The organism is Allohahella sp. A8, assembly GCF_047946665.1.
Taxonomy (GTDB): Bacteria; Pseudomonadota; Gammaproteobacteria; order Pseudomonadales; family Oleiphilaceae; genus Allohahella.
This window is the reverse complement of record NZ_CP172312.1, coordinates 780,014-801,220: the sequence shown is the minus strand read 5'-3', so window position 1 is coordinate 801,220 and position 21,207 is coordinate 780,014. Positions and strand designations below refer to the sequence as shown.

Here is a 21,207-nt window from a genome sequence, read left to right as displayed (position 1 = left end):
GATTAAGCTCCCAGGGTCGTGGCGTTGGCGAATGCGTACTGAGAGTGCGCGCCGTTGAAGATGTAATGCGCTCGAACCTGATAGAGCTTGTTTGGCTGGAGGCTGGCGACGACCGCGAAAGAGTCCGTGGTATTTTTGATCACGGTCCAGACGCTCGACCCGCTCGCGTTCAGTTCGAACATTGTGGTACTGCCTGCCGGACCATCGTCCACGTCAATGCGGAAGCCGTTGCTGCTAATGTCTATGATGCCAATACCTGTCGGCGCGGCGAGATCCAGGTTGAACTTGATGCTCACCGGGATCACCTTCTCGCTCGGCAGTGAGTCGTTACTGAGAATGCGCGCCATGACTACTCCGCAATTGTGCTGTAGATAGCCTGATAGATCGGCTTAATGATGAGAGAGAAGCTGTTTTCGTTGGGCTCAGCCTCAACGGAAAACGTCATGGTGAAATCGGTCACGACGCCCGTGTCATCGATAAGGCTGCCGACTGACTGGTAAGTTGAGTTCACAGCTGCATCGACTGGAGCCGTGAACAGATCGCGGATATCTAGAATGATGTTCTCGGCGTCGAATTCTGTGTATGGCGATTTCCAGCTGAGCGCAGATGGCTTTTCAAGGCGCAGATAACGGGTGTTGTTCGGGTTGCCGAGCTGAGCCATGACTGAGTTTTCATCGACCGCAGTTCCTGCGTCTGGCAGCTCAATCTGGTGCGTCTGCGTGTATGTGACGAGCTTGCTGTATCCAGTGCCGGCAGCCATCAAGAACAGGCCATAACTGCCAGTTGCGAGATCGCCAGGCACGTCAAACGTAAACTTCGTTGCATCAACGACGGTCGGCGTTACCGGGAAGCCCGCAAAGGCCGCATCAGATACGTCTGCAGTATCGATGCCTTCAAGCTCGACCGTGACCGCCCTCTGGTACTGCGTGACCGCATTGCCTGCGCCTACCAGCTTGATGTTCATTGGCGTGGCTAGCACAAGGCCGGTAGATGAGAAGGTCCGGAACCCGTCTTTGTTGCTCGCTGAGTCGTGGCTGACATAAATGCCGGCGCGATAGTTCGAAATATCCGTAATAGGCGACGTGATCGTTTTGAGAAGCGCGCCATTCAGGAAACTTTGGATTCGAGGCTCAGCCAGATCGCGGTTGAACCTGAATCGCAGCACGTCGCCTACCGCATAGCTCGTGGTGGTGAAGTCGTTCAGCAGCACCGTTGACCCGTCAGCGTTGCGTTGCTTGATCGTCACCTCGTTAAAGCGGACTCGAATCAGATAGGCCTTGTACGAATCCTTGTCAAAAAGCCCGACGCCCGCACTGGAGAGTGCGAAAGAGCCGCTACTGAAGCCGACAGTGACATCAATGTCGATATTGCCAGAAGACTCCAGCACAGCCGGATGCGTGATATAGACCGTCGCCGGCTTGTCCCTTGGCGTCAGATCGCCACCAACGATTGCGGCAGGGTTGCCGTGAACGACCAGATCGCTGTTCGTGTAGCTGGTGGTGTTTGCCAGGACGCTGAAATCAGCTTCGAAAGTTGCCATTAGCGCGCCCACCCGATGACTTTTTCGCCCAAATTATCGAACTCATTCATATCCGCATGGCTCGTGTGGATCTTGATTTCATCGAAGTACATGCGCTGATCAGACACGACGGCATTGCTTGCGAGGTTGTGCGTGCCTGCCCCTGGAGCGGTCTGAATCCACGTACCGCCCGACTGCGCGAAGTTGCCGCCAGTTGTGCCGACGCGGGTGTAGCGGTTCCAGTTCCAGACGTTGAGCATGTAGAGGCTGGTGTAATAACCGCTTTTGGTAACGAGGAAATCGGTTCGGTTGGTGTTGGTGTAAATTCGCTCCATCAACTGCGTTGAAGGGTTGTACTTCCACAGCTTAAAGATCGCCTTTGTACCGTTCGGCTCTGGATATACCGCAAACTCAAACGTGTTCCACTGGCCCTTTATGAGCCGATCACTGCCGGTCGAAACCTGCTCGGCCGGATAAACCGCCACATAAGCATTGCTCTTTCCGGCTTCGGTCATCGCGTTGAAGTTGATTTCGTTATCGACCAGAACTTTCATGGAGTCGGTCGAGGAGTCGGGCTTAACGACGAGCGTCAGCCAGCCGCTATTGTCTTGCGTCGTCGCATTTCGTCGCCCGCCAATCCGGAAAATCTTCTGGTATGTCGCGTTGGTCTGCCACAGATAGCTCGGCTCGACGTAGACCGAGAATTGAACGTGGATAAACCCGCCGCCGTAGACGTATTTGTTTGACGGGAAATGCTTGCCGCCGCCCCAGTGCAGGTAGCCCTGATGCTCGTTGTTGCCGGGATTGCCACCCATCGAGTCGTAAGCCCGCGAATGGATGTAGTTGCACTGAAACGACCGCGTACCTTTGACCTTGAAGGCATCGGACACATAGGTTTCGTCAGCAAAGAAGAACGAATCCAGGCTCGACCCAGTGGCTTTGGTCCCCACCGCTAAGCGTTCGGCAGTCATGTGGATATCCCACTGCGGTTCGATGGCGCTTGCTATCCTGCCGGGCGTGCCAACACTCGTAAGCTGACTTGCAAGCGCAACGCCTGGCGTTGTTTCGGTGCCCGTGCCGGTGTTACCAGTCGGCGCAGTGCCCCCCGTTCCAGTCGTCGCCTTCACAACGATGTTTGACACAACGCCATCAGCAAAGATTCTGAAGCTGTATGTCGTGCCGGTAGACAGGCCAGTAAACTGGAATGTTCCGGTCGCTGTGCTGGCGTACGTATCGCCGCCCCAGGTCGTGCCTACGGCGCGCTGATACAGATACTGTGTTGCGCCCGCTATCGGCGTAAAAGTCAGCGTAGCGGTCGTGTCAGTCGTGGTTACAGCAAGATCAGTGATTGCCACCTGAGCGGAGGCCTGGATAGCGCGCACACGGAACGGCAGCCCAGGATAGCGCCCGTCTGCGGCTACGGTGGTGAGCTTTGCCGAGGCCACAAACGGCGTCAGCTGGACATAGACGACCGGATAGGTGAACGACTGCGATTGAGTGACAATGACGAGGTCATACGTGCCAATGCCGATGCCTGACGGGATAGTGACCGTCAGCGTGCCCTGTACAGCTGAATGAGTGACAGCCGAGCCCTTGTAGGTCACGCCTGTAATGACGGTGTGATCGATGTAGAGCGGCAGGTTGAAAGTTGCGCCGCCGCCGAAGCCGCCGCCAGGCAGGTCGACAATACCTGATGCTGGCGCTGTGGTGGCCGTAGCCGCGTTTGAACTGGCCTCGCTAGCTGTCAGGTCAAACTCGTAGTCTTCAGCTGGTGTCAGGCCTGTTGCGGTCGCTGTGAGCGGACCCGCTTCGACTCGAGATACCGCTGGCAGCGTCGTCCACGTCACGTCACCGACAACACGATAGCGCGGGTTGTAGGTAAAGCCCGCCGCAGCCGTCCAGCTGAGCTTGATCTGAGTTGAACTGAGCGTAGACGCTACAAGGTCGGTAACGGTTGACTGCGGCACATAGGCTGTGTCGTAGGACGACCCCACAACCGAGCCGTTTGCATTGAGCACTTCAGCCGACAGCTTCTTATTCGGGCCTGACACTACGTTAGCAACTGGCAGCAGGGCGTTTGCTGTGGTCCAGGCAGTATGCGGAGATACCCAGGAATTGCCGACAGGCAGCGGCGCGACTTTGAAATACGCAGCCGTAGCGGTGCGAATTTGCGCCCACAGTGACGTTGGATCGTATGAGCCGGTCGGTGCGGTGATAGCGTGCGTGCGGACGTATGGCACAGCTGCCGTGGCATCCACGCCGTTTTCGGTCACAACGAGGTTATAGGTGCCAGAGGTCAGATTGCCGTGAATCTGGCTCAGCACAATATGCTTCGTGCCGCTGGTGGTGAACGGTATCGCTACACCCGCATAGGTTACAGCGGTGACGACGCTCGAGTCTGTGACCTCGACAGGAACATTCGCCTCAAGCTGACGAAACTGGCCGTCGCCAAATCTAATAATGCTCATGCGACTGCTCCGATATGGCGATAGGCTTCGTACATGTCACGCGAGAACGTGCCGAATTGATTAGTTCTGCGATACCAGTCCACGTAAGCCAGCAGGTCGGGACTGTTACATTGCGCTTCCATGCCAAGCAGGCGAATAGCCAGGGCAAGGCCGGTCATTGAAGGGCTGGCGATACCGCGATACATCGAGTTGAAGTGCTTGTTGTTGCGCGCCGGGTCGGTTGAATCTCTCAAACCCCAATCAGCGCGGCCGATATCGGAGGCGACGTACGGAAACGCATCGTCTGGAATATCGCGGCTGTCAGGGTTCCAGCTGACGCTATTGGTCAGATCAACGTCGGCTTGATCCACGAAGAAACACTGCTGGTCCTCCTGAAACTTGTTCAGGCTGGCGTCAAGCCACTGAGAGAACTTGGTCAGCCCGGTAACTTTCGCAGCGATCAGCATTACGAGCTTGCGGCCCATGTTGTGACCGCCGTCAGCGTGATAAGTGCCGCCCTGCTGGAAAAATCCACACATATCGATGGCGTACTGCACGATCTTTTCGAGCAGTGCGGTCTTTTGTGCGACAGGATGGTCAAGCAGCAGGCTTAAACACGCCGTTTCAATAGCTGTCGCGATTTCCCGGCCATAGGTGCCAGGGGTAGCGCCTACACCGAGCGGGTGTGGATAGGCTAAATCGGCGTGCATGTAGCGGTCGATGTACGCCCCGCTGAACCAGACTCGCGGGAAGTTGAAGAAGCTCTGCACGAGCGTCCAATTTGGCGCGTAGGCGGCCGCGTTGGGCATTTTCAGGTTAGGCAGGCGCGTTGCGTCGATATCTGCAAGCGTGACGCCGGATGGCGTTGCTGGCGTGAAATACGACGGTGCGAAGGCCCCGGCAGCAGGTGGCGTTACAACGGTGTGCAGAATCTGATGCTCTGCAAGGAACGGATCGTCACCGCCATCATGACCGAGCGACGTTCGCTCTGCCGCAGTGTACGACCGAGCCGAAATCAAGACCGATGCGGTCGGCACGGCAATTGGCAAGGTGGCCGCTGCGTTTAGCGTGTTGTCATAGTCGAAAGCCGCCTGCATGCGCTCGTCAAAGCCCTGCAAACTGTTGCCTGGCGTGACACCGAGCATTGCGCCATTGATCTTCAGGCCACCTTCGAGCGCTGGTGCTGGACTGATCGCCGTAACCGAGACTGCGCCCTGTACCCACTTGCGACCGCCTGCATACGTGCCTGTGGCGGGCTCGCTGTTGATCGTCCAGGCCACGCCCTGACTGGTAATGGTCGCGCTGGTGGCGGGTGCAATGTATTTTTGGGTCAGATATGCCGTGGTGTCGGCCATTTCCTGATCGGTCAGCGCACGGTTGTAGATCAGACCTGCGGCCATGTTCATCGTGGCGTAGCCGCCCGTACCGATCTCGCGACCGATCCGGATGCGACCGTTTGCGGCCGCGTAATCTGTGGCGTAAGTCCGTGCAGCGCTCGCTACCTGAACGTTGTCGACATAGGCCTTAGCGGTATTTGCAGAAACCCTGGCCGAAAGCACCTTCCACCCGGCTGTTTGCAACTCTGTAGTGGTCGAAAGATCGTTCGCGCCATAGGCCTGGACGACAAAACGGGCGCCGTTCTGGTTGCTGGTAACCAAGCCAAACACCTGATTCGTGGTCGGCGTTCCGTAGGTAAAGCCCGAGAACGTACCAGCAGCGGTGAATCGCACCAGCATGAATATGGTTCGATCTGCGGCGGCGGTTGGCAGGCCGGTAATGACCGCTGTCGAGTTCTCCCGGTTCAGGTAGTCGTCAACGCCATCAAACGCAATAGACGGCGCGCCCGATGGCGTGCTTGATGCGTTGAGCGTAGGCGTACCGCCACCGACGATCAGATGGTTACCGTTACCCGACAGATCGTCCCACTGACTAACAGACGTGCCAGACGAGAACGTGACGCCGCTGTCGGCTTCAACGCGCATGACGAGGCCGCTTGTGACTAAAGCCATCAGCTGCGCCCCTCAAATTGAATGCTGTTTGTCATTGCAAAGCCCCAGACAGCGGATAACCCACCGTCGCTATTGAAGTGTCAGAAATTGATTGAGGAATGATCAGGAAATAGACCGTTGCCGCAGCAGCTTGAATATCGTTCCATTGCGTAGCGAGCTTGAGCGCTGTCATTTCTCGATATCCATGCCAATAAAAATGATCACCTTGATAGCCGGTGAGCCGTCAGGCAGCGTCGTGTAGTACCTGAGCACAGGAGAGCAGACCTCTTGCCCTGAACTCGGGTCGTCGTAGCATTCGTCCTGGAGCCGCCAGGTTCGGTTTTCGTAAACGTGCTTGTTGCCCGCGTAGAACACGGCATGGCTGCGTGGGCTAAATATCTCGGCGCTCGTCTTGCCTTCGTATCGTCGTTTGGAGACGCCGAAGCGTTGCGAGAAGGCGTTATTGACGAGATATGTGGGGAATTTGACCGCCCTGCTCTCGTGATCGATGCGCTTAATGACAATCGGAAAGGGGTTTGCGTCTATATCGTCCTGAAGCCAGTCGTGCAGATTGACTTCGCGGCTGATGATTGCCTTCAAAGCCTCAACTTGCATCGTGAGCTGGGCGATTTTCAGGTCTTTCTGAACGCTATGCTCGCGAATCGAGGTCAGTTCTTGGTTTGCCGACTCGACCAGTTCGCGCAGAATCTTTACATCGCTCTGAAGCTGCTTGATATGCACGTTCTGCGAGTCGAGCCGCTTCACCTCGTTGGTGTCCAACTGGCCCATGTAGGTAAAGAGGGCGGCGGCGATTACACCGATTGCGCCAAGCGCCTTTACCACCACCATTACAGTGTTTCTACGGTCCCTCGACTCGTCAGCGGAATCATTCATTACAACCCTTAGCGCCGGACTTAGCCTGGCTGCTTACCAGCGTACAGCGCGTCCGTTTCGGCCATTTCTACCGTTAACTTGGCTTCAAGCTCCGCAATATCTGCTTCCGTGATGTTGCCGTTTGTGCGCTCGTAAAGGTCGTTAAACTCTTTGATGTTGCGCGCTACGCCGAGAACGGAGCTCAGCGTGGCTGATGCGAGTCTGACAGCGGTCAGGACTGCGAGAACTTCTGATGCTCCGCTCATACTCGCTTCTCCAGTTCAATCTGTAGCTGTTCGAGGATTTTCACCGCACGTTCCAGATTGGCTTCGGCGGCTTCCGGATCGGTCGAAAGGATATCGGCCGCCGTGTTGATCGTGTCGCGAGCCAGGTACAGCTGAGCGTTAACCGCTTGGCCTTCCTTCGCCGTGATGTAGCCGCCCTTGAAAGCGCTGGCCGTGGCATCGTTGACTGATCGCATCAGCGTCAGTGCGTAGGCATGCTGCTGGTTGAACGTCTTCGGCACTGGCGTCTGGAACATTGAGCAGGCGCCGAGCATGATGCACAGCGATAAAACGAGGAATTGCGCTTGGGCTTTCATGACTTGCTCCTGTGAATCTCGCCAAGGATCAGCACCGGCAAGTTTTTGTATGTGGATATGACCGCATCGCTTGGATGAACTGGGATGTACTCTGCGTCTGGGAAGGCTTCGAGGAAGCGCTGAATTCGCTCAAGCAATGGCGTCATTCAGTTGGCTCCGCTGGCGTCTTGATGATCCCCTTGATCTCCTCGTGAGCCACGTACCGAGCCCACACAGTGCCGATCAGGCCCGTCAGTGCGACGACGCCCGCGACTATCTGCTCTTGGGCTAGCTCGTCTATCTCGATCCCCTGAAGGGCAAAGAGTGTCGCCAGAAGCGCTACAGCCGCCGAGATTGTCGCTTTGCTTTTCAGCAATGGCTTTGAGCCGTTCATAGTCGTCACCGTCGTATTTCTGGATGGTCTTGCAGTCGTTGCACTGTCGAATGCCGCACGATAGGTAATTGACCCACCTGTCATGCGCGCACATCAGCGGGTCAACTCAAAATGACCGGCGTCAATAAACGGCTTGCGGCCTGCGTTCTTTTTGCGTTCGGAGTAGGCGACGATTGCGCCCTGGAGGTCGGTTATCTCGTTTAGCGGCATCCAACAGGCGCCCCAGGTAACGGAGACTTTCAATTCTTCGGCCGCTTGCTGGATCGAATGCGCAATATCGATGTAATAACCCAGCTCAGGCCTGTACTTGCCCTCGTGCCATGCGAAAACGTCAACGGCATCGCCTGTGAGGTGGCGTGAGTCGAGCGTTTGGGATTTTCCGGCAGCTAGGTACTGCTGCTGTTTCTCCAGCGTTCTCAGACCCTCGAATATGCCGAAGTCGGTAGTTGCCAGATTGATGGCGCGGCAGATAACGAGAGACAGATCACCATGCACCCCTTTCAAACGCTCAAACGATCTGCGCGAGAGTTGGTACATAGGACACCAGAAATAAAAAAGCCCGCTGGGGAGTGCGGGCAACAGCAGAAGAACTCGGTAAAATTCGGGCGTAAAAAAAGCCGCGAACCTTTCGGTGGCGGCTTCGGACTTTGGGAAATTGTGCACACTTTCTGCACATCTGTCAATCAGTGGTCAGATAAGCGTCTCGCCATCCGCTCAAGCGCCAGGTTCTCAGCGTCCGATAACTGCCGATGAATCTCGACAGCCTCGCCGGTCAGCTTGAACTCAACCACGCCGAAGCCACCGCAAGGCCGACACTCGACCACCGCACGATTTGGGCGCTTCCATTGGCCGGTGCCGTGACACTTCGGGCAAATGTTGTTCGACAGAAACGCAGAGATCGCCTTCTCGACGTTGGCCGGGTCGTCCACGATTTCAAGAATTGCATTCTCGACACTCTGCCGACGCTTGGCTGAGTGCTCTGAATTGGGATAGACGAACTTGATCATCAGCAGTTCGTAAAGTGAATTGTTCGTGCCTGAACAGGCGTGAGCAATGTCCGCTTGCGACATACCTCCAAACCCCCGCCCCGTCGAACCAATCGAAGCAGTTTTTGCAGCCAATCTGGTCAATCTTTCAGCACTCAAAGTCAAGCCCTCATTAAATAGACTGGTGCATCCTGCGTTTTCGATAGCTTTTCCCTATTATATCGGTTTTTCCGATTGCTTAATATTTGTTCTGCTGACTCTTTCTTCGGCCAACTTATTCGCGAATTTGGCAAACTCTTCCTTGTGCTCCTTGGGTAGCCAGATTGTGAGCAGGACGAGGCCAGCGGCGCGTTTTTGGTCGTCGGTCAATCCGCTTCTCCTGCAAGCGCCCGGATATCATCGGCAAGCCAGTTTTCAATCTTGTCGCGCTGCCTCAGAAGCAAACTTGATAGAATCGCTCGACCACGCTCTCTCGTGTCTTCTCTGCGCTCGTGCTCGTCGTACAGATAATTGCGAAGCTGGATATAATTGTTCGCGTGCGCCGCCTCATAAGCCTGAAGAAGCTCCTCATCGTTTACCTTGCTCCAGTCCCATTCAACTACCGGAGATCCGTTATATGCGTTCATACCTTCTTCTCCTGCTTAGATTTATCAATGATCAAATTCCCATCCTCGTCCGTTGTGTATTTCACCTCCGGCTTCTGGTCTGGCTGGTCCCGTAGGAGGCGGCGGCGTTCTGCTGGGGTCATTTGGTCGCCATGAGGTAGATGACCTGGACAGCCAGTAGGAGCAAGCTGATGCTGTTCAAGAACTGGCTGAGATCCGACTTTCTCAGCTGCGTCGCGACCTTCAGCGCTTCGGACTCATAAGCCACGCAGTCCTCGCAGAGTTTGTGGTCGCCGCAGATTTGGCAGCCGCATCGCTTGCACGCATAAAATATTTCGAGCTTTGAGCCACATCTCATGAAACCACCCACGCAATAGTAAGAATCGTTACGGCAACAGTAAGGAGCGTTACCCTGGTTGCGACAACGTCGATTCGGTTGCTGTTTCTGATCGTTGCGACGATGAGGCGGTGCTCGACGTCGGCCAGCTTTTTGGTGAGCCGCTCGTTTTCGGACTGGAGTTGCTGGAACTCGGTACGCTGGTCGTAGGTCATGACCACCCCCAAACAAGAAGCGCTGCGAATTGGAGTCCGAAAGCCAGCGCCATGAAGATCAGCGGCATCTGGTCGACGTGGATTGATATCTGTGACTTGGCGGCTGCGACTTCATGCACGAGAGCCCTGAGCGAATAGAACTGCTGTTTCATGTTTCGGACCTCATAATTGCTGAGCGAGCTTTGTATATCGCGCAGACGGTTCCGCATATCGTCCGCCACTTCTTCTGCAAGCTCCCTGCTATCGCGCCGAACCCTTTCGTATGCCTTCTGAGCCTCTTTCATCTCATGCATTAGCTGCTGGTGCTGCTGGGTCAGTTCGTCATGCTTGCGATTCAGCTCCTCATGGTTCTGGAGTAGCGGATTGATCGCCTCCCAACATGCGCCGACCATGCCGTCGACGTAGGCTTTCTGCTGGACTTCTTGCTTACTGCTCATGTCTTCTCGTCCTCACCCGCTAAAGCCCGTAATTCACCGGCAAGCTGGATCAACTGCTCTCGGTCCATGTTCAGGCCGAACCAGTCGCCACAGCGCTCCCAGAGGGAGAAACTGCCGTCCTCGCATCGCTGCACCCGAATGACCTGCTCCTCATTCAGCTGCTGCAATAGCGGCTTTGAGGTGTTCGCGTAGGTAAGTCCTCTCATGCCTTCTCACCCCGCTTGATCTGATCATCCAGTTCCAGAAGCACCAGCAGACCCCATGCAGCATGTGCAAGGTGAGGTAGGCCAGACTCTGAATCGTTGCGCTCGTGCGCTGAGGCGAGCAGGTGACGGTAAACGGCGTCTCTGTATCGGCTCGTCGCGTTATCAACCTTGCGCCAGTTATCCGGAGCGTATTTCTCTGCACCGAATGTTGTTACCTTGGCGACTTCATTCAGCGCCAAGGCGAAGCCGTCAACCATGAGGCCGGTTCGTGGCTTGCCGGTGTCGTGCTTCATGCCTTGGTTGCAGGGCTCTGGGCGAACCAAGCCCTCTTCCGGACGCAACTTGGCCGGTGCTGGCTCGAGCCACGTAGGCGGGATGCCTTTCAGTGGTCGATAGCCGACACACGAGCCGCAGCAGTTCGACCCGTCAATCCACATGAAGCCCTCAGCGTCGTTGGTTTTGCAGCGGGCACACTTCGGCTGGCTCATCGATTCCACCACTTCACACTCGCACTCATTGCGCTATCGATGGAGAGGTCGTTTAGTGGGGCTGGGTGGTCGGGTTTTGGTGGTTCTGCTGGCATTTGCAAAAGGGTCATGCCGTTTGCGAACACGGTGTAGATTGCGCCGCTTGGCAAGGTTTCACGGCCTACGATTTCAGGCATGGCTAAGCCGTCCAGACTTGCCGGTTCGCCGTCGCACATATCGTCCAGCACTACCGGTTCAGGCTCCGGCGTAGAGGTAAGCGCCTTGTACGCGATTTCGTCATGCGTCCTGAGAGCCTGCGCCGTGCAAGCATCCCAAGCAGCCGCTTGTCCTGCGTGAAACTCATCCAGGCTTATCTTTCCGCTCAAATAATCTGAAAAGCTCATTCGTCGTCTTCCTCGTCCTGCTCAACTTTCCGAAACCGATCCGCGATACACCCCCAGATCACCAGCCCTGCGATTGTTCCGAACAGCGCTACTGTGTAGAGGGTGTCGCGGAGCTTGGTCACTTTGTTCTGTTTGGAAACAGAATCGACTTCAAGACGCCGAGGCCGATTACGACCCAAACGAAGGGCATAAACCCGATCTCAGGCGGATCGGTGATGAACGGTGCAACTGCGTAGACCCACACCATCTGAAGAATCCAGGCGTTCAACATGACGAGCAACGCCGCCACAACCAGCACAATCGCAATCTTTCCTATGATCTGAGCCCAGCTTTCCTGCTTCACAAACAAACTCGGTGCTTTCTTCATGGTCTTGCCTCTTTGATTGATCGGTTTTGCCACTGGTTACCAGCGAGCATTGAAACGCTCATCTGCCCGGTACACCTGCTGGTAGATATCAGGATGATGCTTGGCGACGTATGACCGAACGGCTTTGGACCTGCCGCGCTTGCCTGACTGGTATCTGCGCTGCTGAATCTGGGCTGCGTGCTCTAGGCTCTTGATCATTGCTGTACCTCTTTGGATGATTCTGTTTGTTCGACGGTGCAGTTCTTGTTGATGTAGTTGTTTGCGACGTGACCTGTAGTGCAGGACACCACGAGAAACGACAGGAAGATGAATGGGCCGAGATTTTTCATGCTGCTAACTCCAAGTTAAGCCCGATAAGCGGGCGACGAATTGCTGGCTGCTCTGCCCTGTGCTTGCCGAGCATGGTTTTCGGGGCTGGGCCGGTTGCGGGCCATTGCATGTGATCCGGCAGGATGAAGTCGTTCAGCCTCAGAACACCGTTGTTCACCGAGGCTATATGGTCGCCAGTGAGCCCGGTAACCGCCTTTTGACCGCCGACAAGGCCGAGGAGCTTCAGCGCGTTCAGCAAATCCTTGACCTTGATCGCCTTGCGCTCCTGAACAATGGCGTAGATGGCTGAATAGATGCCGCGTGACATTGTGGGCTTAACATTTCCGTCCGGTCGCTCTTTGCGCTTCTGTAGGTTCTCGGCCCGCTTGGATCGCGGGGTGTAATTGCCGTCAGACTTCCGAAACAATTTGACCGTGCTGTGAGCGAGGCAGAAATGAGCGCCCGCCCTGAATACTGAGAGCTTGCTGTCGACGACCTGCTGCCAAAAGTGGTGCGTAGATTTCACCGTGGCTAGCCGAACGGGAATAGTTGCGCCAGGCTTCAGGCCGCATTCGACACAGTTGAAGAACTGCCGACGCACTTCCAGATAGACCGGCTTGTCGCCTTGGTCTGATCGATGCGTGTCATGGCGCAGGGTTACTGACCTGGAGCCGCCTTTGGTGAATTGCCTGCCAGAACAGTGCGGGCATTCCTCCAGGCCGGTTAAGCATTCGTAGAAGTGAATGATCTGATCGGGCAAAACTCTGGTGGTTCGATACTTCATGCCTTCAAAATGTGGAGTGTTCACGCTGCTACCGCCTTTTTGATCTGGTTCAGTTGTTGTTTTAGGACTCTGTTTTCGTTCTGTAGTTCTGCGTTCATCTGGATCATCTTGCGTAGACGGGTCCAGAGGGTTTCGATTTGCTTCTGCTCGAGCTGGCTGTCGCTCATGAGCCCATTGCCTCCTGCACCACTTCAGCCATGAACTGCGCGGCATGGCCCGATGTAACGTCATCGCAAACGAATCTGAAAACGGTCCAGCCGATTCGAGCGGCGGCGTTGTACTTCCGGCAGTCTTCAGCCATACCCTTGCCTCTGCTATGCCTGCCCTGGACCCATGTACCGCCTTCGATTTCCGCAGCGATCTGCAATTCAGGCCAGGCGAAATCAAGACGCCAATCGCGTAGCCCGGCTTCTGCCAGGCGCTTCTTCGTTCCCTTGCCTGTGCCGCCAGCGTGCTGGGCCGCAAACCGGTACTCGGCTTCATGGTCGGCAACTTTCAGTGCTCGGAGGTGGAGCGTCATCGTCTTCTCAAGCTGGCTCATCGCTTCACCCCTTTGACAGTCACCAAGCCCATGTCGATCCACCGGCGCCACGTTCTGACCATAGCCCTAGCCTTGTACCAACTTTCCTCGTTGCGCTCCGTGCCGGGCCAGTGGCGGCGGCCATCGATCACGTCATGGCAGTCTGCACAGGCGAAACAGGCGGCTATGTCGTCTGACTTGCGGCTCATGCCGTGGGATTCGTCAGGCAGATGCGCGAGAACGACCGTCTCGGTGTTGCCCTGACAGGCGCCAACGATAGCTAAAGTACAAGTCTCGCCACGGGCAGAATCGCGCAGGGCTTTCGATTGAATCCTCATGCTGCCCGTACCTCTTCGCCATGCTCATTCCACATGCGCCCGGTCTGCTGTGACCAAACCGCGCCCATATCCGCGCCAGTTGCGTACACAAATTCGATAAACTCGGTCATTTTCCGCTTGCTGTATTTGCTGGTCTGCGCGCCCAAGGCAATGATCCCTCGACCGTCCAACGCCGGGGCGTACCGCGTCTCGCCCTCAAATGTCGCGGTGAGCAAGTTTTTCCAGTCTTCTGGGCTGTACTTCTGGCCGCAGTGCTCAACGGAGCGGGCAAAATCGCTAAGCAACGCCCACATAAGGTTGTTCTGATCCGTGGAGCGGGTTGGCCTGCCGAACTTGAGGCGCACCGGGCCAGCTTGAAGGCCGCGCAGAATCAACTCCTGAATGTGAGCGATCTGCTGGCGGTAATCTCGGATGACGACGCTATGCTCTCTCACTCAACACCCCCAAAATCCGGCAATGCCCCACCTTCCCGAACCCACTTCGCATGATTCGCCATGTACTCGTCGCCGTAATCCTCTGCCGCTGTCTTCGCTTTGATAAACTCATCGCCGCTGAAGCATTCACACGAGGCGAACTCGATGCAGGTTTCGTCAATCAGCAGGCCCGAGTAAGTCGGGCATTCGTGTTTGAATTTGCCGTCGATCATGCGATTGCCCTCATAAGTTGCCGCCCGTTTGTCTTGAAGACAGCCAGCGCGAATCCTTCTGGCGTGGCGCTTCTGAAGTTGGCTCTGCTGGGCCCAGGTGGAGCCTTGTGTATCCGGTCATCCGGAGCGCCGAGCAGATCGTTCTGGTAGGCTTCAGGCATCACAAAGCCCCCCCCCGGTCCAGAGGCAGGTTTTCTTGGTGTAGTTGTCTTCGGCTTTGTAGCCGGTGAAATGGTGAGGACTGAACGTGTAATCAGACTTGCGCCAATGGCTTGCTATGTTGCTGACCGGGTTTTCAATGAGGTAAGGCGCATCTGTCCACTCGCAAAACTCAGCAGCAGTGGCAAACATTTCGATACTTCGCGCCAGCAAACGGAGGCCTTTACCCTTGAACCAGCGAGCGCCCGATACGGCCAGGTGATCGCACGGAGGGAATGCCGAGACGAACGCTATGCGCGAACGCTCAACAGGAGGTAGCCAAGGCCGCATCAGGTCGGCATGAACTTTATGCATTCTGCCGTTGCTGGTGATCCCACCGGATTCGTAAGCGGCTGGATGCTGGGTATCCACGCTGTAACACTCATAGCCGGCGTCGAGCCAGGGCTTCAGCATGGTGCCGGTCAGATCGAACAGGCTTATCGATATGTCTCTCATTTGGCATACCCCCCAAAATCCCGACCCCGAACAAACCCGCGCCAGGTCTTATCAACCGCCAGCGCTGCCTGACCGGCTCGCTTGAGTTCGAGCAGAATCACTTCGATAGAGCCCTTGTCTATGCCGGTGCAGTCGTGTATCTGGCCTATGGTTAGGTCGTCGGACTGGATTGCGGATAGGACTTTTTGTTTTGGGGTCATGCTGCAAGCTCCCGCTCGAAGTCGTCGCTGAAAATGTCGCAGGACTCTTCGCAGCCGTTAGGTTGATCGAGGTCGAACAGAGGAATCTGGTACTCGTGCTGACCTTCCCTGAACAGCTGGAAATCTCGCTCTGCGGCCTCAGCAATGATTTGCTCAGCTGACCGACTTCTTCTGAAGAAAACGCGCTCACCTTCGCCGGCACCAGTCAAAGCGTGCTCGGCCTCCATTCGCTTCATGAAGTCGAAGGCAGCAGGGTCTTCGTGAGCTATGGTGTAGAGCTTCCTGTCCGTCTTCTTCCAGCAGGTAACGCAGTTGCCAAGATGCTCCGAAAGTCCGAGATCAAACTCCTGACCCCTCCACCACGTCAGCACGTCCTGTTTGGTCACTCCGAGCTTGATGAGCGGATACCAGAGGTTTTCGGCCTTGGCCTTGATGCTCATTCGGTCGATTTCATCAGCCCTAATTCCAATAGCCGTGTGGTAGACGCCTTTCTCCCAGCCAATCGAACGGGTATAGCTTCGGATCGGATTGAGCTTCAGCTCGCGGTTGCAGTGTGGGAAGGCGCGGTTGCTGATCCCGTATTTGCAAATTACATCCTCGAAAGGCTCGCCATTGCGCGCAGCGGTTTCGAAATTGACGACCTTGTGCGTGCACCCGACCCGGCCATCGTTGGTCACAGCCTCAAGCCAGACGACGCCAAGGCCCCATGCCTGATCGCACTTGTGCACGAACTCAAGCGTCTTCTCGTGCTCAAGGCCTGTATTGGCGAACACGTAGATGATTTCGTGAGTGTCGGAAAAGTTATCCTGTATCCACTTGGCCATGAATGCGGAGGTTCTGCCGCCGCTGAAACTGACGAATATTTTCTTCACGCCGCATCCTCCAGCTTCAGCCGCTCTTTCGCCGCCCGCTCATCCAGAAATCGGAACAGCGCAGCCAGGTCTTCAGCGTGCCCCGCGTCGTTCTTCCGCCGCGCAGCCAGTGCCGCAGCCTTTCGGGCTTCAGCAGCCTTGGTCAGCTCGCCTTCGATGCTTGCCAGAACGTCAGCCAGGACGACTTTGCCAATGGCTTTGTCGTGTGGGCCGGCCATGAATATTTCGTCTTCAAAGCGCTTCATCATCGACCCCCAAGTCTTTGACCAGTCGGATGATGTTCTGCTTGCCAGCGACCTGTGAGAGCGGCACAGACGGCAATGCTTTGCCTGTTCCAGACCGGAGAATCGCCAGAGCTTTCTGCGGGTCACCGATCAAGCGCGGCTCAGGGATGAAGTCGGGGTATTCCAGGGCGTTTACCTGCTCCTCGATGCCGATCAGCTTGCGCGGGTGGCGCAATGGCGGCTTGGCCTGGTAGCCCCTGTAACGCTTCTGAAACTCATTGCCGTAGAACTTCAACGTTTCCTCGTCCAGCTTGCCGAGACGTATCCAGCCCCCTGTGTCCTCGATGATCGCCATGATGATGGGATCGTCAAAAACCACCGTGGCGTTGTTGCCGGGGGAGCGGACGGCCGCATCGACTTTGGACCATGCCAGCATCGGCGCGGTGCCGAGGTCGCCATCGATGTACCGGACGATATCGGCAGGCTTGGGAACGAAGCGCCCGCCGTCTGTGTCGTCGAGGTGACGCTGTAGCGCCCGGTCAACGGCGCTGTACTCGTACTTCGCCAGTTGTCGGAAAATGATTGATATGGCCTGGTCAGACATCGACTTGCCGTAGATTTCGCCCGTGGCTTTCCAGAGCGCCGCAAATTTCGGAAGATCGCTTTTGGTCATCAGTCAGGTATCCCGTCGAGTAGGCCAGATTCGAGAATGCGTTTCGTTTGCTCGTCGTTCTCGCGCTTGAAATCGTCGATGGTGCGGGGGCCGCCGAAGCGGGGCTTGTTCTTCGCGCCAAACTTGATGCTGTTGCGCATCCAGGTTCGCCAGGTAGCGATCCAGTCGGTTTTGAGATTGCCCGCTCCCCGGTGGTGATCGAGGAACTGTTCGGTTTCGGAAACGAGATCGACGGTCACGCCGGTTTTCTGCGCCCAATTGAACATTGCGTCGGTGATTTCGAGCGCGTCAGGGGCGCAAGTTCCTGGCGCCTTCGCCTTTCGCTTGGCTTTCGGTTTGGCTGGCTCTGGGGATGGTTCGGGAGAACCAAAATCAAGTTCGGGATCAACTTTTGTCGGCGCGTCTTCGCGCGAAAAATCTTTAGAACTTATGTCTAGTGTCTTAATTACTTCAGTATTACTTACTAGAGAATGGGCCACCTTTGCCGCTTCTCTGGGCCTACTCTGGGCCTGCTCTGTTTTTTCGGCATGATAAGAAACTGTAAATTCTTCGTAATTACAAAGCCTTATCAGCGTTATCCTGTTGCGCTTGTTCTGGGCCTTCTCTGGGCCTGCTTCTTGTGTTGTCTGGGCCTGAAATTCGACGGTTTCAAAGGTCAAAACGCCCTGCTTTTTCCAGTACGCTAGACCTCTTTTCAGCTTGTCTCTGGTCATTTCGGGCGAGCATTCTGCTGTGAGATTTGCCTGCGTAGTGAGCAGATCGCCAGGGCTCAAATAAACCATGACAGACCCAATTTGCTTCGCGCTTGACTTGTACTCAGCCAGGTCGAGTACGGTTGATAAAACATCGCGCTGTACCAGGCTGGCTTTGCGCCATGCGTCGGAGCGCTTGAGAGATCGAGGTGTCACATAGAACCCCGCTGTTCGAGTCGCCGTGAATGGCAGCACGTTAGACTTGACCCAAGTGGATTGTTGGGCGCTCATATAAGCCCCCTTGCGAAAGCTGTTCGTGGTGCGGTAGTATTCATTCGTGTTGCTTACCTTTGCTGGTGATGGACACACAGCCGCTCTTGCCAGCGGCTATTTTTTTGCCTGTTAAAACTGCTGACGCTTGAGTGTTCGGTTTTTACCTAGGCTAGAAATAGCGCCTTTCTCTGCCTTCCCTGCCCCTTCCTCAGAATCCCTCCCGATATCTACAATGCGCTGGAACAAATCTTTTGCGTCCCGACAGGAACGCAATTGATCGAAGAATGGTGCGAGCTCTGCCGCCCGCTTTAACTGTTCTTCCAGTTGGCTGTGAATCACGCTGCCTCGTTTTTGTTATTAAAAATTTCCCGCTCCAAGGCACTCAGGCCATGCAGGAAAAGGCGGTACATCAGGCGGGCTTCCTCCCCACCTATTGCATCTAGGAGCCGTGAGACTCGCTCTATGTCGTATTCGTTGACTGAAATTCGCTTCTGCGTATCACGTACAGACCTCCTGTCGCGTTTCATGTCCTATCTCCGTGTATTTATGTTCGTTGAGAGCCGTCTACGCGGCTTTTTGATGCTGTAAAAAGGTGATGATTTTCTCGACGGTCGAGTACTTCGGGTCCACCGATTCGGGCTCTCTTGTCACAATTTTTGTGAGCGATGACAGGCCGATTCCGCTCTCGTCCGATATCTCCCGCCAGGTTTTTCCTGTGCGAGCTTTGTGCTCGCGAAGGGCGGATAGAAGGGTCGGAATATCCATGCTCTGCTCCAAGTTAATTTCACGATCGTGAATAGAATATATGCAGTCACCGTGAAATGCAATGCCACTATCATGAAGAGCGAGTGATTTATCCACGACAGGAGTTACCGGGTGCTTAAGCAAAACTTAGGTAAGAACATGATCACCAGGCGGGAGGCGCTCGGGCTGGAGCGCAAGGATCTTCACGCCCGATGCGGTGTCAGCGTGTCTCAGATCGGCTACATCGAGAACGCCAGGGAAAAAAACAACATTACCCTTGACGTGCTCGATCGCCTGTCTGAAGGGCTGAAAATGCCCGGCTGGGCGCTGATACTGCCAGATAATCAATTCGTTGCGGGCAGGAGCGATGCCTCACTCAAAGCCCTAAAGATTTTTGAAGGCCTTGATGCGCAGGCACAAGACAAGGCCCTTGCTTACCTATCTGACCTGTCTGCACTCCAGGCAGCACGCACCAGCAAGCCTTAATTCATTACAATTAGGCAATGATTCTTGCTTTTTGCGGGGGTTGATATTTGCGTCGCTCCAGACTATAAAATTTTGGCTAATCGGCATGGCAATAAGGTTATCAACCGCTTAGCCAGACCGCCCCTCTCAAGCCTGATCAGAATTTGAACATTTATATTTTCCAGCGACGTTAATGTCAACCTTAAGTGGTTGACACTTCTAGCGTTTCCGTTCATTGCAATGAAATCTTGAACCGGCTACATTGGCTCTCAGCAGAGCAAACTTTGACCTAGTTTAAAGCTCTGTTGGCTTGAAACGACATGATGCGTCGTCGAAATAGCTACACTTTCCACCTTCATTTTTAGCTGAGTCGTCAATTATGGAAAATGTTGTCGCCCTTGTAGATGCACTTGAGAGCAAGGTCCATTTCAAAGCAGCTTGCATTAGGCTCGAAGCCTCAACAGGCTTTCCTGACTACACAATTATCCAGCGCCTTGACCAGATCGAAACGATTCTCGACGATGTTCAACGAATCCAGCACCTGTGCCACCAAGCCCTATCCGCAAAAAAAGCCTCGTAACCCCTAAATAAATTCACGATCGTGCATTGACATACCCCTAAAACCGCGTATAGTTTTCACTATAGTGAAACGAAAAACGGGGTTATGTCCATGCAAGCCACCTTAAGAGTCCTCAAATACGCAGCATGCTTCGGCATCGTCTGGGCGATCCTCACCTACGTCGGCCCGACCGGCTACGAAGATGCGAAGCGGGACGAAGCCTACAACTGCAAGCACTTCCCGACCGCCTTCTCTTACTGCGCTGACGTTCTTGCGAGGGCTGGCAAATGATCGCACAACTCAAAAGAGCATGGGCCTGGCTCAACCCAAAGCGCCCGCCTTCCAAGTGGGACAACATCGAGACAGACGCCGAGCTGATCCGACTGATTCACAAAGCACACGCTGAACAGAATTGGGAGTTGCACGAGGAACTGTGCGACGAACTGGAAGAGCGCGACCTGTGGAGCAGACCGCTATGAACGACGCACAGAGGCTTATGGCCCAGGCAATCATGTACTGCAACGCCGAGTCACTAGAGGCAACGATCTGTAACACCGTGATCGTCTGCAATGCCATCAGGGACAACATGCGGCACGACGTGACCTTGTACCTGAAAGAAGGCCGCACGGCAGAAGCGAGAGTTGCGGGCCTCGCCGTGTACCGAATGGACCAGATGCTCGACGCAATTTCAAACATCACAGAGGCGGCAGGACGATGAGCAGTCATGCGGTAAGGATTCCAGGCGGCATAGCGCATTTCAGACGGACGGACACCTACTTCATTCACAACGGCGTCCGGTTCTATTGCGACTTTCACCATTACCTCGGCCCTGACTTTTCATACGACAAGCACGGCGAGAAGCAGTGCAAGTTTGAGGATATCCCAGAGGCAGTTTGGGACAAGTTCGGCAAGTGGTTTTCGAAGCAGAGACGAGCCAATCGACCAGGTTTTTCGGAGGTTATATGAGCGCACCAAGACAACCACACGATCTGATGCAAACAGCCATCTACCTGGGCGATTACAAGCTCGAAGACGAGGCCGGCGAACGGGTTTGGGACGCTCAGGAGAAGTCGGAGCGGCGGCACGATGAAATCTGCGACCAGCTGAAGTCGGGCGACATGTCCAGCGTGAAGATGTTCCGCGAATTGGAAGACAGCAACGTCCTCTGTGAGCTGCTGGCATGGGCTTCACGAGGTTACACGGACCTTAACGAGACTTCGATCAGAAAGATGATTGAGCGGGCTGTGAAGCTTGGGGCTGATGAGATTCTGGCGAAGGAGGAGGCGGCGTGAACGGGTTCGTGATGATCGTATTTTTCAGCATTCTGTTTGTCGCCGCAGTCTCCATTCGTGATTTGACGGACAAGGTGGAGCAGCTTGAAGCAGGCTGCCGGCCAGAGGAGCAAGGCAAATGAGCATAACCATCTTCA

42 protein-coding genes are annotated in these 21,207 nt (G+C 55.3%); 7 read left to right on the top strand and 35 right to left on the bottom strand.

What is annotated here, in order from left to right:
• Positions 1-2: 2 nt before the first annotated feature.
• From ACH3PB_RS04005 to ACH3PB_RS03835, 35 genes are all read right to left on the bottom strand, one after another.
• Entirely contained in the window at positions 3-347 is a 345-nt protein-coding gene (locus ACH3PB_RS04005; RefSeq protein WP_416398125.1) for a hypothetical protein, read from the bottom strand.
• 2 nt (positions 348-349) lie between these two features.
• The gene (locus ACH3PB_RS04000) at positions 350-1,540 is read right to left on the bottom strand and encodes a hypothetical protein (protein WP_416398124.1); all 1,191 of its coding nucleotides are present in this window, start codon (positions 1,538-1,540) and stop codon (positions 350-352) included.
• Positions 1,540-3,987, bottom strand: coding sequence for a fibronectin type III domain-containing protein (locus ACH3PB_RS03995; RefSeq protein WP_416398123.1), 2,448 nt, complete (start codon positions 3,985-3,987; stop codon positions 1,540-1,542). Before ACH3PB_RS03995 ends, ACH3PB_RS04000 begins: the two co-directional genes overlap by 1 nt.
• Positions 3,984-5,975, bottom strand: a complete 1,992-nt coding sequence (locus ACH3PB_RS03990; protein WP_416398122.1) for a LamG-like jellyroll fold domain-containing protein — start codon at positions 5,973-5,975, stop codon at positions 3,984-3,986. Before ACH3PB_RS03990 ends, ACH3PB_RS03995 begins: the two co-directional genes overlap by 4 nt.
• Before the next feature lie 31 nt (positions 5,976-6,006).
• On the bottom strand, positions 6,007-6,147 hold the full coding sequence (locus tag ACH3PB_RS03985) for a hypothetical protein (RefSeq protein ID WP_416398121.1): 141 nt from the start codon (positions 6,145-6,147) through the stop codon (positions 6,007-6,009).
• Positions 6,144-6,848, bottom strand: a complete 705-nt coding sequence (locus ACH3PB_RS03980; protein ID WP_416398120.1) for a hypothetical protein — start codon at positions 6,846-6,848, stop codon at positions 6,144-6,146. The genes ACH3PB_RS03985 and ACH3PB_RS03980 overlap by 4 nt, the downstream gene beginning before the upstream one ends.
• Positions 6,849-6,868: 20 nt before the next feature.
• Positions 6,869-7,093, bottom strand: a complete 225-nt coding sequence (locus ACH3PB_RS03975) for a hypothetical protein (RefSeq protein ID WP_416398119.1) — start codon at positions 7,091-7,093, stop codon at positions 6,869-6,871.
• Complete coding sequence (locus tag ACH3PB_RS03970; RefSeq protein WP_416398118.1) at positions 7,090-7,428, bottom strand: hypothetical protein; 339 nt, start codon at positions 7,426-7,428, stop codon at positions 7,090-7,092. The genes ACH3PB_RS03975 and ACH3PB_RS03970 overlap by 4 nt, the downstream gene beginning before the upstream one ends.
• Positions 7,425-7,574: a hypothetical protein gene (locus ACH3PB_RS03965; RefSeq protein WP_416398117.1), complete on the bottom strand. Its 150-nt coding sequence runs from the start codon at positions 7,572-7,574 to the stop codon at positions 7,425-7,427. The genes ACH3PB_RS03970 and ACH3PB_RS03965 overlap by 4 nt, the downstream gene beginning before the upstream one ends.
• Positions 7,571-7,885 (bottom strand): hypothetical protein, encoded by a 315-nt coding sequence (locus tag ACH3PB_RS03960; protein WP_416398116.1) that lies wholly within the window; start codon positions 7,883-7,885, stop codon positions 7,571-7,573. The genes ACH3PB_RS03965 and ACH3PB_RS03960 overlap by 4 nt, the downstream gene beginning before the upstream one ends.
• A gap of 9 nt (positions 7,886-7,894) precedes the next feature.
• Positions 7,895-8,338 (bottom strand): M15 family peptidase, encoded by a 444-nt coding sequence (locus tag ACH3PB_RS03955; RefSeq protein WP_416398115.1) that lies wholly within the window; start codon positions 8,336-8,338, stop codon positions 7,895-7,897.
• Between the two features lie 146 nt (positions 8,339-8,484).
• Positions 8,485-8,871, bottom strand: coding sequence for a hypothetical protein (locus ACH3PB_RS03950; protein WP_416398114.1), 387 nt, complete (start codon positions 8,869-8,871; stop codon positions 8,485-8,487).
• 132 nt (positions 8,872-9,003) lie between these two features.
• On the bottom strand, positions 9,004-9,156 hold the full coding sequence (locus ACH3PB_RS03945; RefSeq protein WP_416398113.1) for a hypothetical protein: 153 nt from the start codon (positions 9,154-9,156) through the stop codon (positions 9,004-9,006).
• Entirely contained in the window at positions 9,153-9,413 is a 261-nt protein-coding gene (locus ACH3PB_RS03940) for a hypothetical protein (RefSeq protein WP_416398112.1), read from the bottom strand. The genes ACH3PB_RS03945 and ACH3PB_RS03940 overlap by 4 nt, the downstream gene beginning before the upstream one ends.
• A gap of 333 nt (positions 9,414-9,746) precedes the next feature.
• Entirely contained in the window at positions 9,747-9,944 is a 198-nt protein-coding gene (locus ACH3PB_RS03935; protein WP_416398111.1) for a hypothetical protein, read from the bottom strand.
• Positions 9,941-10,381, bottom strand: a complete 441-nt coding sequence (locus tag ACH3PB_RS03930) for a hypothetical protein (protein WP_416398110.1) — start codon at positions 10,379-10,381, stop codon at positions 9,941-9,943. The genes ACH3PB_RS03935 and ACH3PB_RS03930 overlap by 4 nt, the downstream gene beginning before the upstream one ends.
• The gene (locus tag ACH3PB_RS03925; RefSeq protein ID WP_416398109.1) at positions 10,378-10,587 is read right to left on the bottom strand and encodes a hypothetical protein; all 210 of its coding nucleotides are present in this window, start codon (positions 10,585-10,587) and stop codon (positions 10,378-10,380) included. Before ACH3PB_RS03925 ends, ACH3PB_RS03930 begins: the two co-directional genes overlap by 4 nt.
• Positions 10,584-11,075, bottom strand: a complete 492-nt coding sequence (locus tag ACH3PB_RS03920) for a dATP/dGTP diphosphohydrolase domain-containing protein (protein ID WP_416398108.1) — start codon at positions 11,073-11,075, stop codon at positions 10,584-10,586. Before ACH3PB_RS03920 ends, ACH3PB_RS03925 begins: the two co-directional genes overlap by 4 nt.
• Positions 11,072-11,458, bottom strand: coding sequence for a hypothetical protein (locus tag ACH3PB_RS03915; RefSeq protein ID WP_416398107.1), 387 nt, complete (start codon positions 11,456-11,458; stop codon positions 11,072-11,074). Before ACH3PB_RS03915 ends, ACH3PB_RS03920 begins: the two co-directional genes overlap by 4 nt.
• Positions 11,455-11,580, bottom strand: coding sequence for a hypothetical protein (locus tag ACH3PB_RS03910; protein WP_416398106.1), 126 nt, complete (start codon positions 11,578-11,580; stop codon positions 11,455-11,457). Before ACH3PB_RS03910 ends, ACH3PB_RS03915 begins: the two co-directional genes overlap by 4 nt.
• Positions 11,577-11,825 carry a hypothetical protein gene (locus ACH3PB_RS03905; protein ID WP_416398105.1) on the bottom strand — a complete coding sequence of 83 codons (249 nt, stop codon included), beginning with the start codon at positions 11,823-11,825 and terminating at the stop codon, positions 11,577-11,579. Before ACH3PB_RS03905 ends, ACH3PB_RS03910 begins: the two co-directional genes overlap by 4 nt.
• Before the next feature lie 36 nt (positions 11,826-11,861).
• Positions 11,862-12,023 (bottom strand): hypothetical protein, encoded by a 162-nt coding sequence (locus ACH3PB_RS03900; RefSeq protein ID WP_416398104.1) that lies wholly within the window; start codon positions 12,021-12,023, stop codon positions 11,862-11,864.
• A 127-nt stretch (positions 12,024-12,150) separates the two neighbouring features.
• The gene (locus tag ACH3PB_RS03895; protein WP_416398103.1) at positions 12,151-12,942 is read right to left on the bottom strand and encodes a transposase family protein; all 792 of its coding nucleotides are present in this window, start codon (positions 12,940-12,942) and stop codon (positions 12,151-12,153) included.
• Complete coding sequence (locus ACH3PB_RS03890) at positions 12,939-13,085, bottom strand: hypothetical protein (RefSeq protein ID WP_416398102.1); 147 nt, start codon at positions 13,083-13,085, stop codon at positions 12,939-12,941. Before ACH3PB_RS03890 ends, ACH3PB_RS03895 begins: the two co-directional genes overlap by 4 nt.
• The gene (locus tag ACH3PB_RS03885; protein ID WP_416398101.1) at positions 13,082-13,459 is read right to left on the bottom strand and encodes a hypothetical protein; all 378 of its coding nucleotides are present in this window, start codon (positions 13,457-13,459) and stop codon (positions 13,082-13,084) included. Before ACH3PB_RS03885 ends, ACH3PB_RS03890 begins: the two co-directional genes overlap by 4 nt.
• A complete protein-coding gene (locus ACH3PB_RS03880; protein WP_416398100.1) occupies positions 13,456-13,776 on the bottom strand; it encodes a nuclease domain-containing protein in 321 nt (106 codons plus the stop codon). Before ACH3PB_RS03880 ends, ACH3PB_RS03885 begins: the two co-directional genes overlap by 4 nt.
• Complete coding sequence (locus ACH3PB_RS03875) at positions 13,773-14,210, bottom strand: recombination protein NinB (RefSeq protein WP_416398099.1); 438 nt, start codon at positions 14,208-14,210, stop codon at positions 13,773-13,775. The genes ACH3PB_RS03880 and ACH3PB_RS03875 overlap by 4 nt, the downstream gene beginning before the upstream one ends.
• Complete coding sequence (locus tag ACH3PB_RS03870) at positions 14,207-14,422, bottom strand: hypothetical protein (RefSeq protein ID WP_416398098.1); 216 nt, start codon at positions 14,420-14,422, stop codon at positions 14,207-14,209. Before ACH3PB_RS03870 ends, ACH3PB_RS03875 begins: the two co-directional genes overlap by 4 nt.
• A 153-nt stretch (positions 14,423-14,575) precedes the next feature.
• Positions 14,576-15,076 carry a hypothetical protein gene (locus tag ACH3PB_RS03865; protein WP_416398097.1) on the bottom strand — a complete coding sequence of 167 codons (501 nt, stop codon included), beginning with the start codon at positions 15,074-15,076 and terminating at the stop codon, positions 14,576-14,578.
• A complete protein-coding gene (locus ACH3PB_RS03860; RefSeq protein WP_416398096.1) occupies positions 15,073-15,276 on the bottom strand; it encodes a hypothetical protein in 204 nt (67 codons plus the stop codon). Before ACH3PB_RS03860 ends, ACH3PB_RS03865 begins: the two co-directional genes overlap by 4 nt.
• The gene (locus tag ACH3PB_RS03855) at positions 15,273-16,148 is read right to left on the bottom strand and encodes a hypothetical protein (protein WP_416398095.1); all 876 of its coding nucleotides are present in this window, start codon (positions 16,146-16,148) and stop codon (positions 15,273-15,275) included. Before ACH3PB_RS03855 ends, ACH3PB_RS03860 begins: the two co-directional genes overlap by 4 nt.
• Positions 16,145-16,396: a hypothetical protein gene (locus ACH3PB_RS03850; protein ID WP_416398094.1), complete on the bottom strand. Its 252-nt coding sequence runs from the start codon at positions 16,394-16,396 to the stop codon at positions 16,145-16,147. The genes ACH3PB_RS03855 and ACH3PB_RS03850 overlap by 4 nt, the downstream gene beginning before the upstream one ends.
• Entirely contained in the window at positions 16,380-17,045 is a 666-nt protein-coding gene (locus tag ACH3PB_RS03845; RefSeq protein WP_416398093.1) for a DUF6475 domain-containing protein, read from the bottom strand. Before ACH3PB_RS03845 ends, ACH3PB_RS03850 begins: the two co-directional genes overlap by 17 nt.
• Entirely contained in the window at positions 17,045-18,028 is a 984-nt protein-coding gene (locus tag ACH3PB_RS03840; RefSeq protein WP_416398092.1) for a hypothetical protein, read from the bottom strand. Before ACH3PB_RS03840 ends, ACH3PB_RS03845 begins: the two co-directional genes overlap by 1 nt.
• A 546-nt stretch (positions 18,029-18,574) precedes the next feature.
• Positions 18,575-18,775: a hypothetical protein gene (locus tag ACH3PB_RS03835; protein ID WP_416398091.1), complete on the bottom strand. Its 201-nt coding sequence runs from the start codon at positions 18,773-18,775 to the stop codon at positions 18,575-18,577.
• A gap of 111 nt (positions 18,776-18,886) precedes the next feature.
• On the opposite strand from ACH3PB_RS03835, the gene ACH3PB_RS03830 reads away from it, so the two are divergent.
• From ACH3PB_RS03830 to ACH3PB_RS03800, 7 genes are all read left to right on the top strand, one after another.
• Positions 18,887-19,240, top strand: coding sequence for a helix-turn-helix domain-containing protein (locus ACH3PB_RS03830; RefSeq protein ID WP_416398090.1), 354 nt, complete (start codon positions 18,887-18,889; stop codon positions 19,238-19,240).
• Positions 19,241-19,889: 649 nt separating this feature from the next.
• On the top strand, positions 19,890-20,069 hold the full coding sequence (locus tag ACH3PB_RS03825; RefSeq protein WP_416398089.1) for a hypothetical protein: 180 nt from the start codon (positions 19,890-19,892) through the stop codon (positions 20,067-20,069).
• Positions 20,066-20,257: a hypothetical protein gene (locus tag ACH3PB_RS03820; RefSeq protein ID WP_416398088.1), complete on the top strand. Its 192-nt coding sequence runs from the start codon at positions 20,066-20,068 to the stop codon at positions 20,255-20,257. The genes ACH3PB_RS03825 and ACH3PB_RS03820 overlap by 4 nt, the downstream gene beginning before the upstream one ends.
• Complete coding sequence (locus ACH3PB_RS03815) at positions 20,254-20,496, top strand: hypothetical protein (RefSeq protein ID WP_416398087.1); 243 nt, start codon at positions 20,254-20,256, stop codon at positions 20,494-20,496. Before ACH3PB_RS03820 ends, ACH3PB_RS03815 begins: the two co-directional genes overlap by 4 nt.
• Entirely contained in the window at positions 20,493-20,744 is a 252-nt protein-coding gene (locus ACH3PB_RS03810; protein ID WP_416398086.1) for a hypothetical protein, read from the top strand. Before ACH3PB_RS03815 ends, ACH3PB_RS03810 begins: the two co-directional genes overlap by 4 nt.
• Positions 20,741-21,070, top strand: coding sequence for a hypothetical protein (locus ACH3PB_RS03805; RefSeq protein WP_416398085.1), 330 nt, complete (start codon positions 20,741-20,743; stop codon positions 21,068-21,070). The genes ACH3PB_RS03810 and ACH3PB_RS03805 overlap by 4 nt, the downstream gene beginning before the upstream one ends.
• A complete protein-coding gene (locus tag ACH3PB_RS03800; RefSeq protein WP_416398084.1) occupies positions 21,067-21,192 on the top strand; it encodes a hypothetical protein in 126 nt (41 codons plus the stop codon). The genes ACH3PB_RS03805 and ACH3PB_RS03800 overlap by 4 nt, the downstream gene beginning before the upstream one ends.
• Positions 21,193-21,207 lie beyond the last annotated feature (15 nt).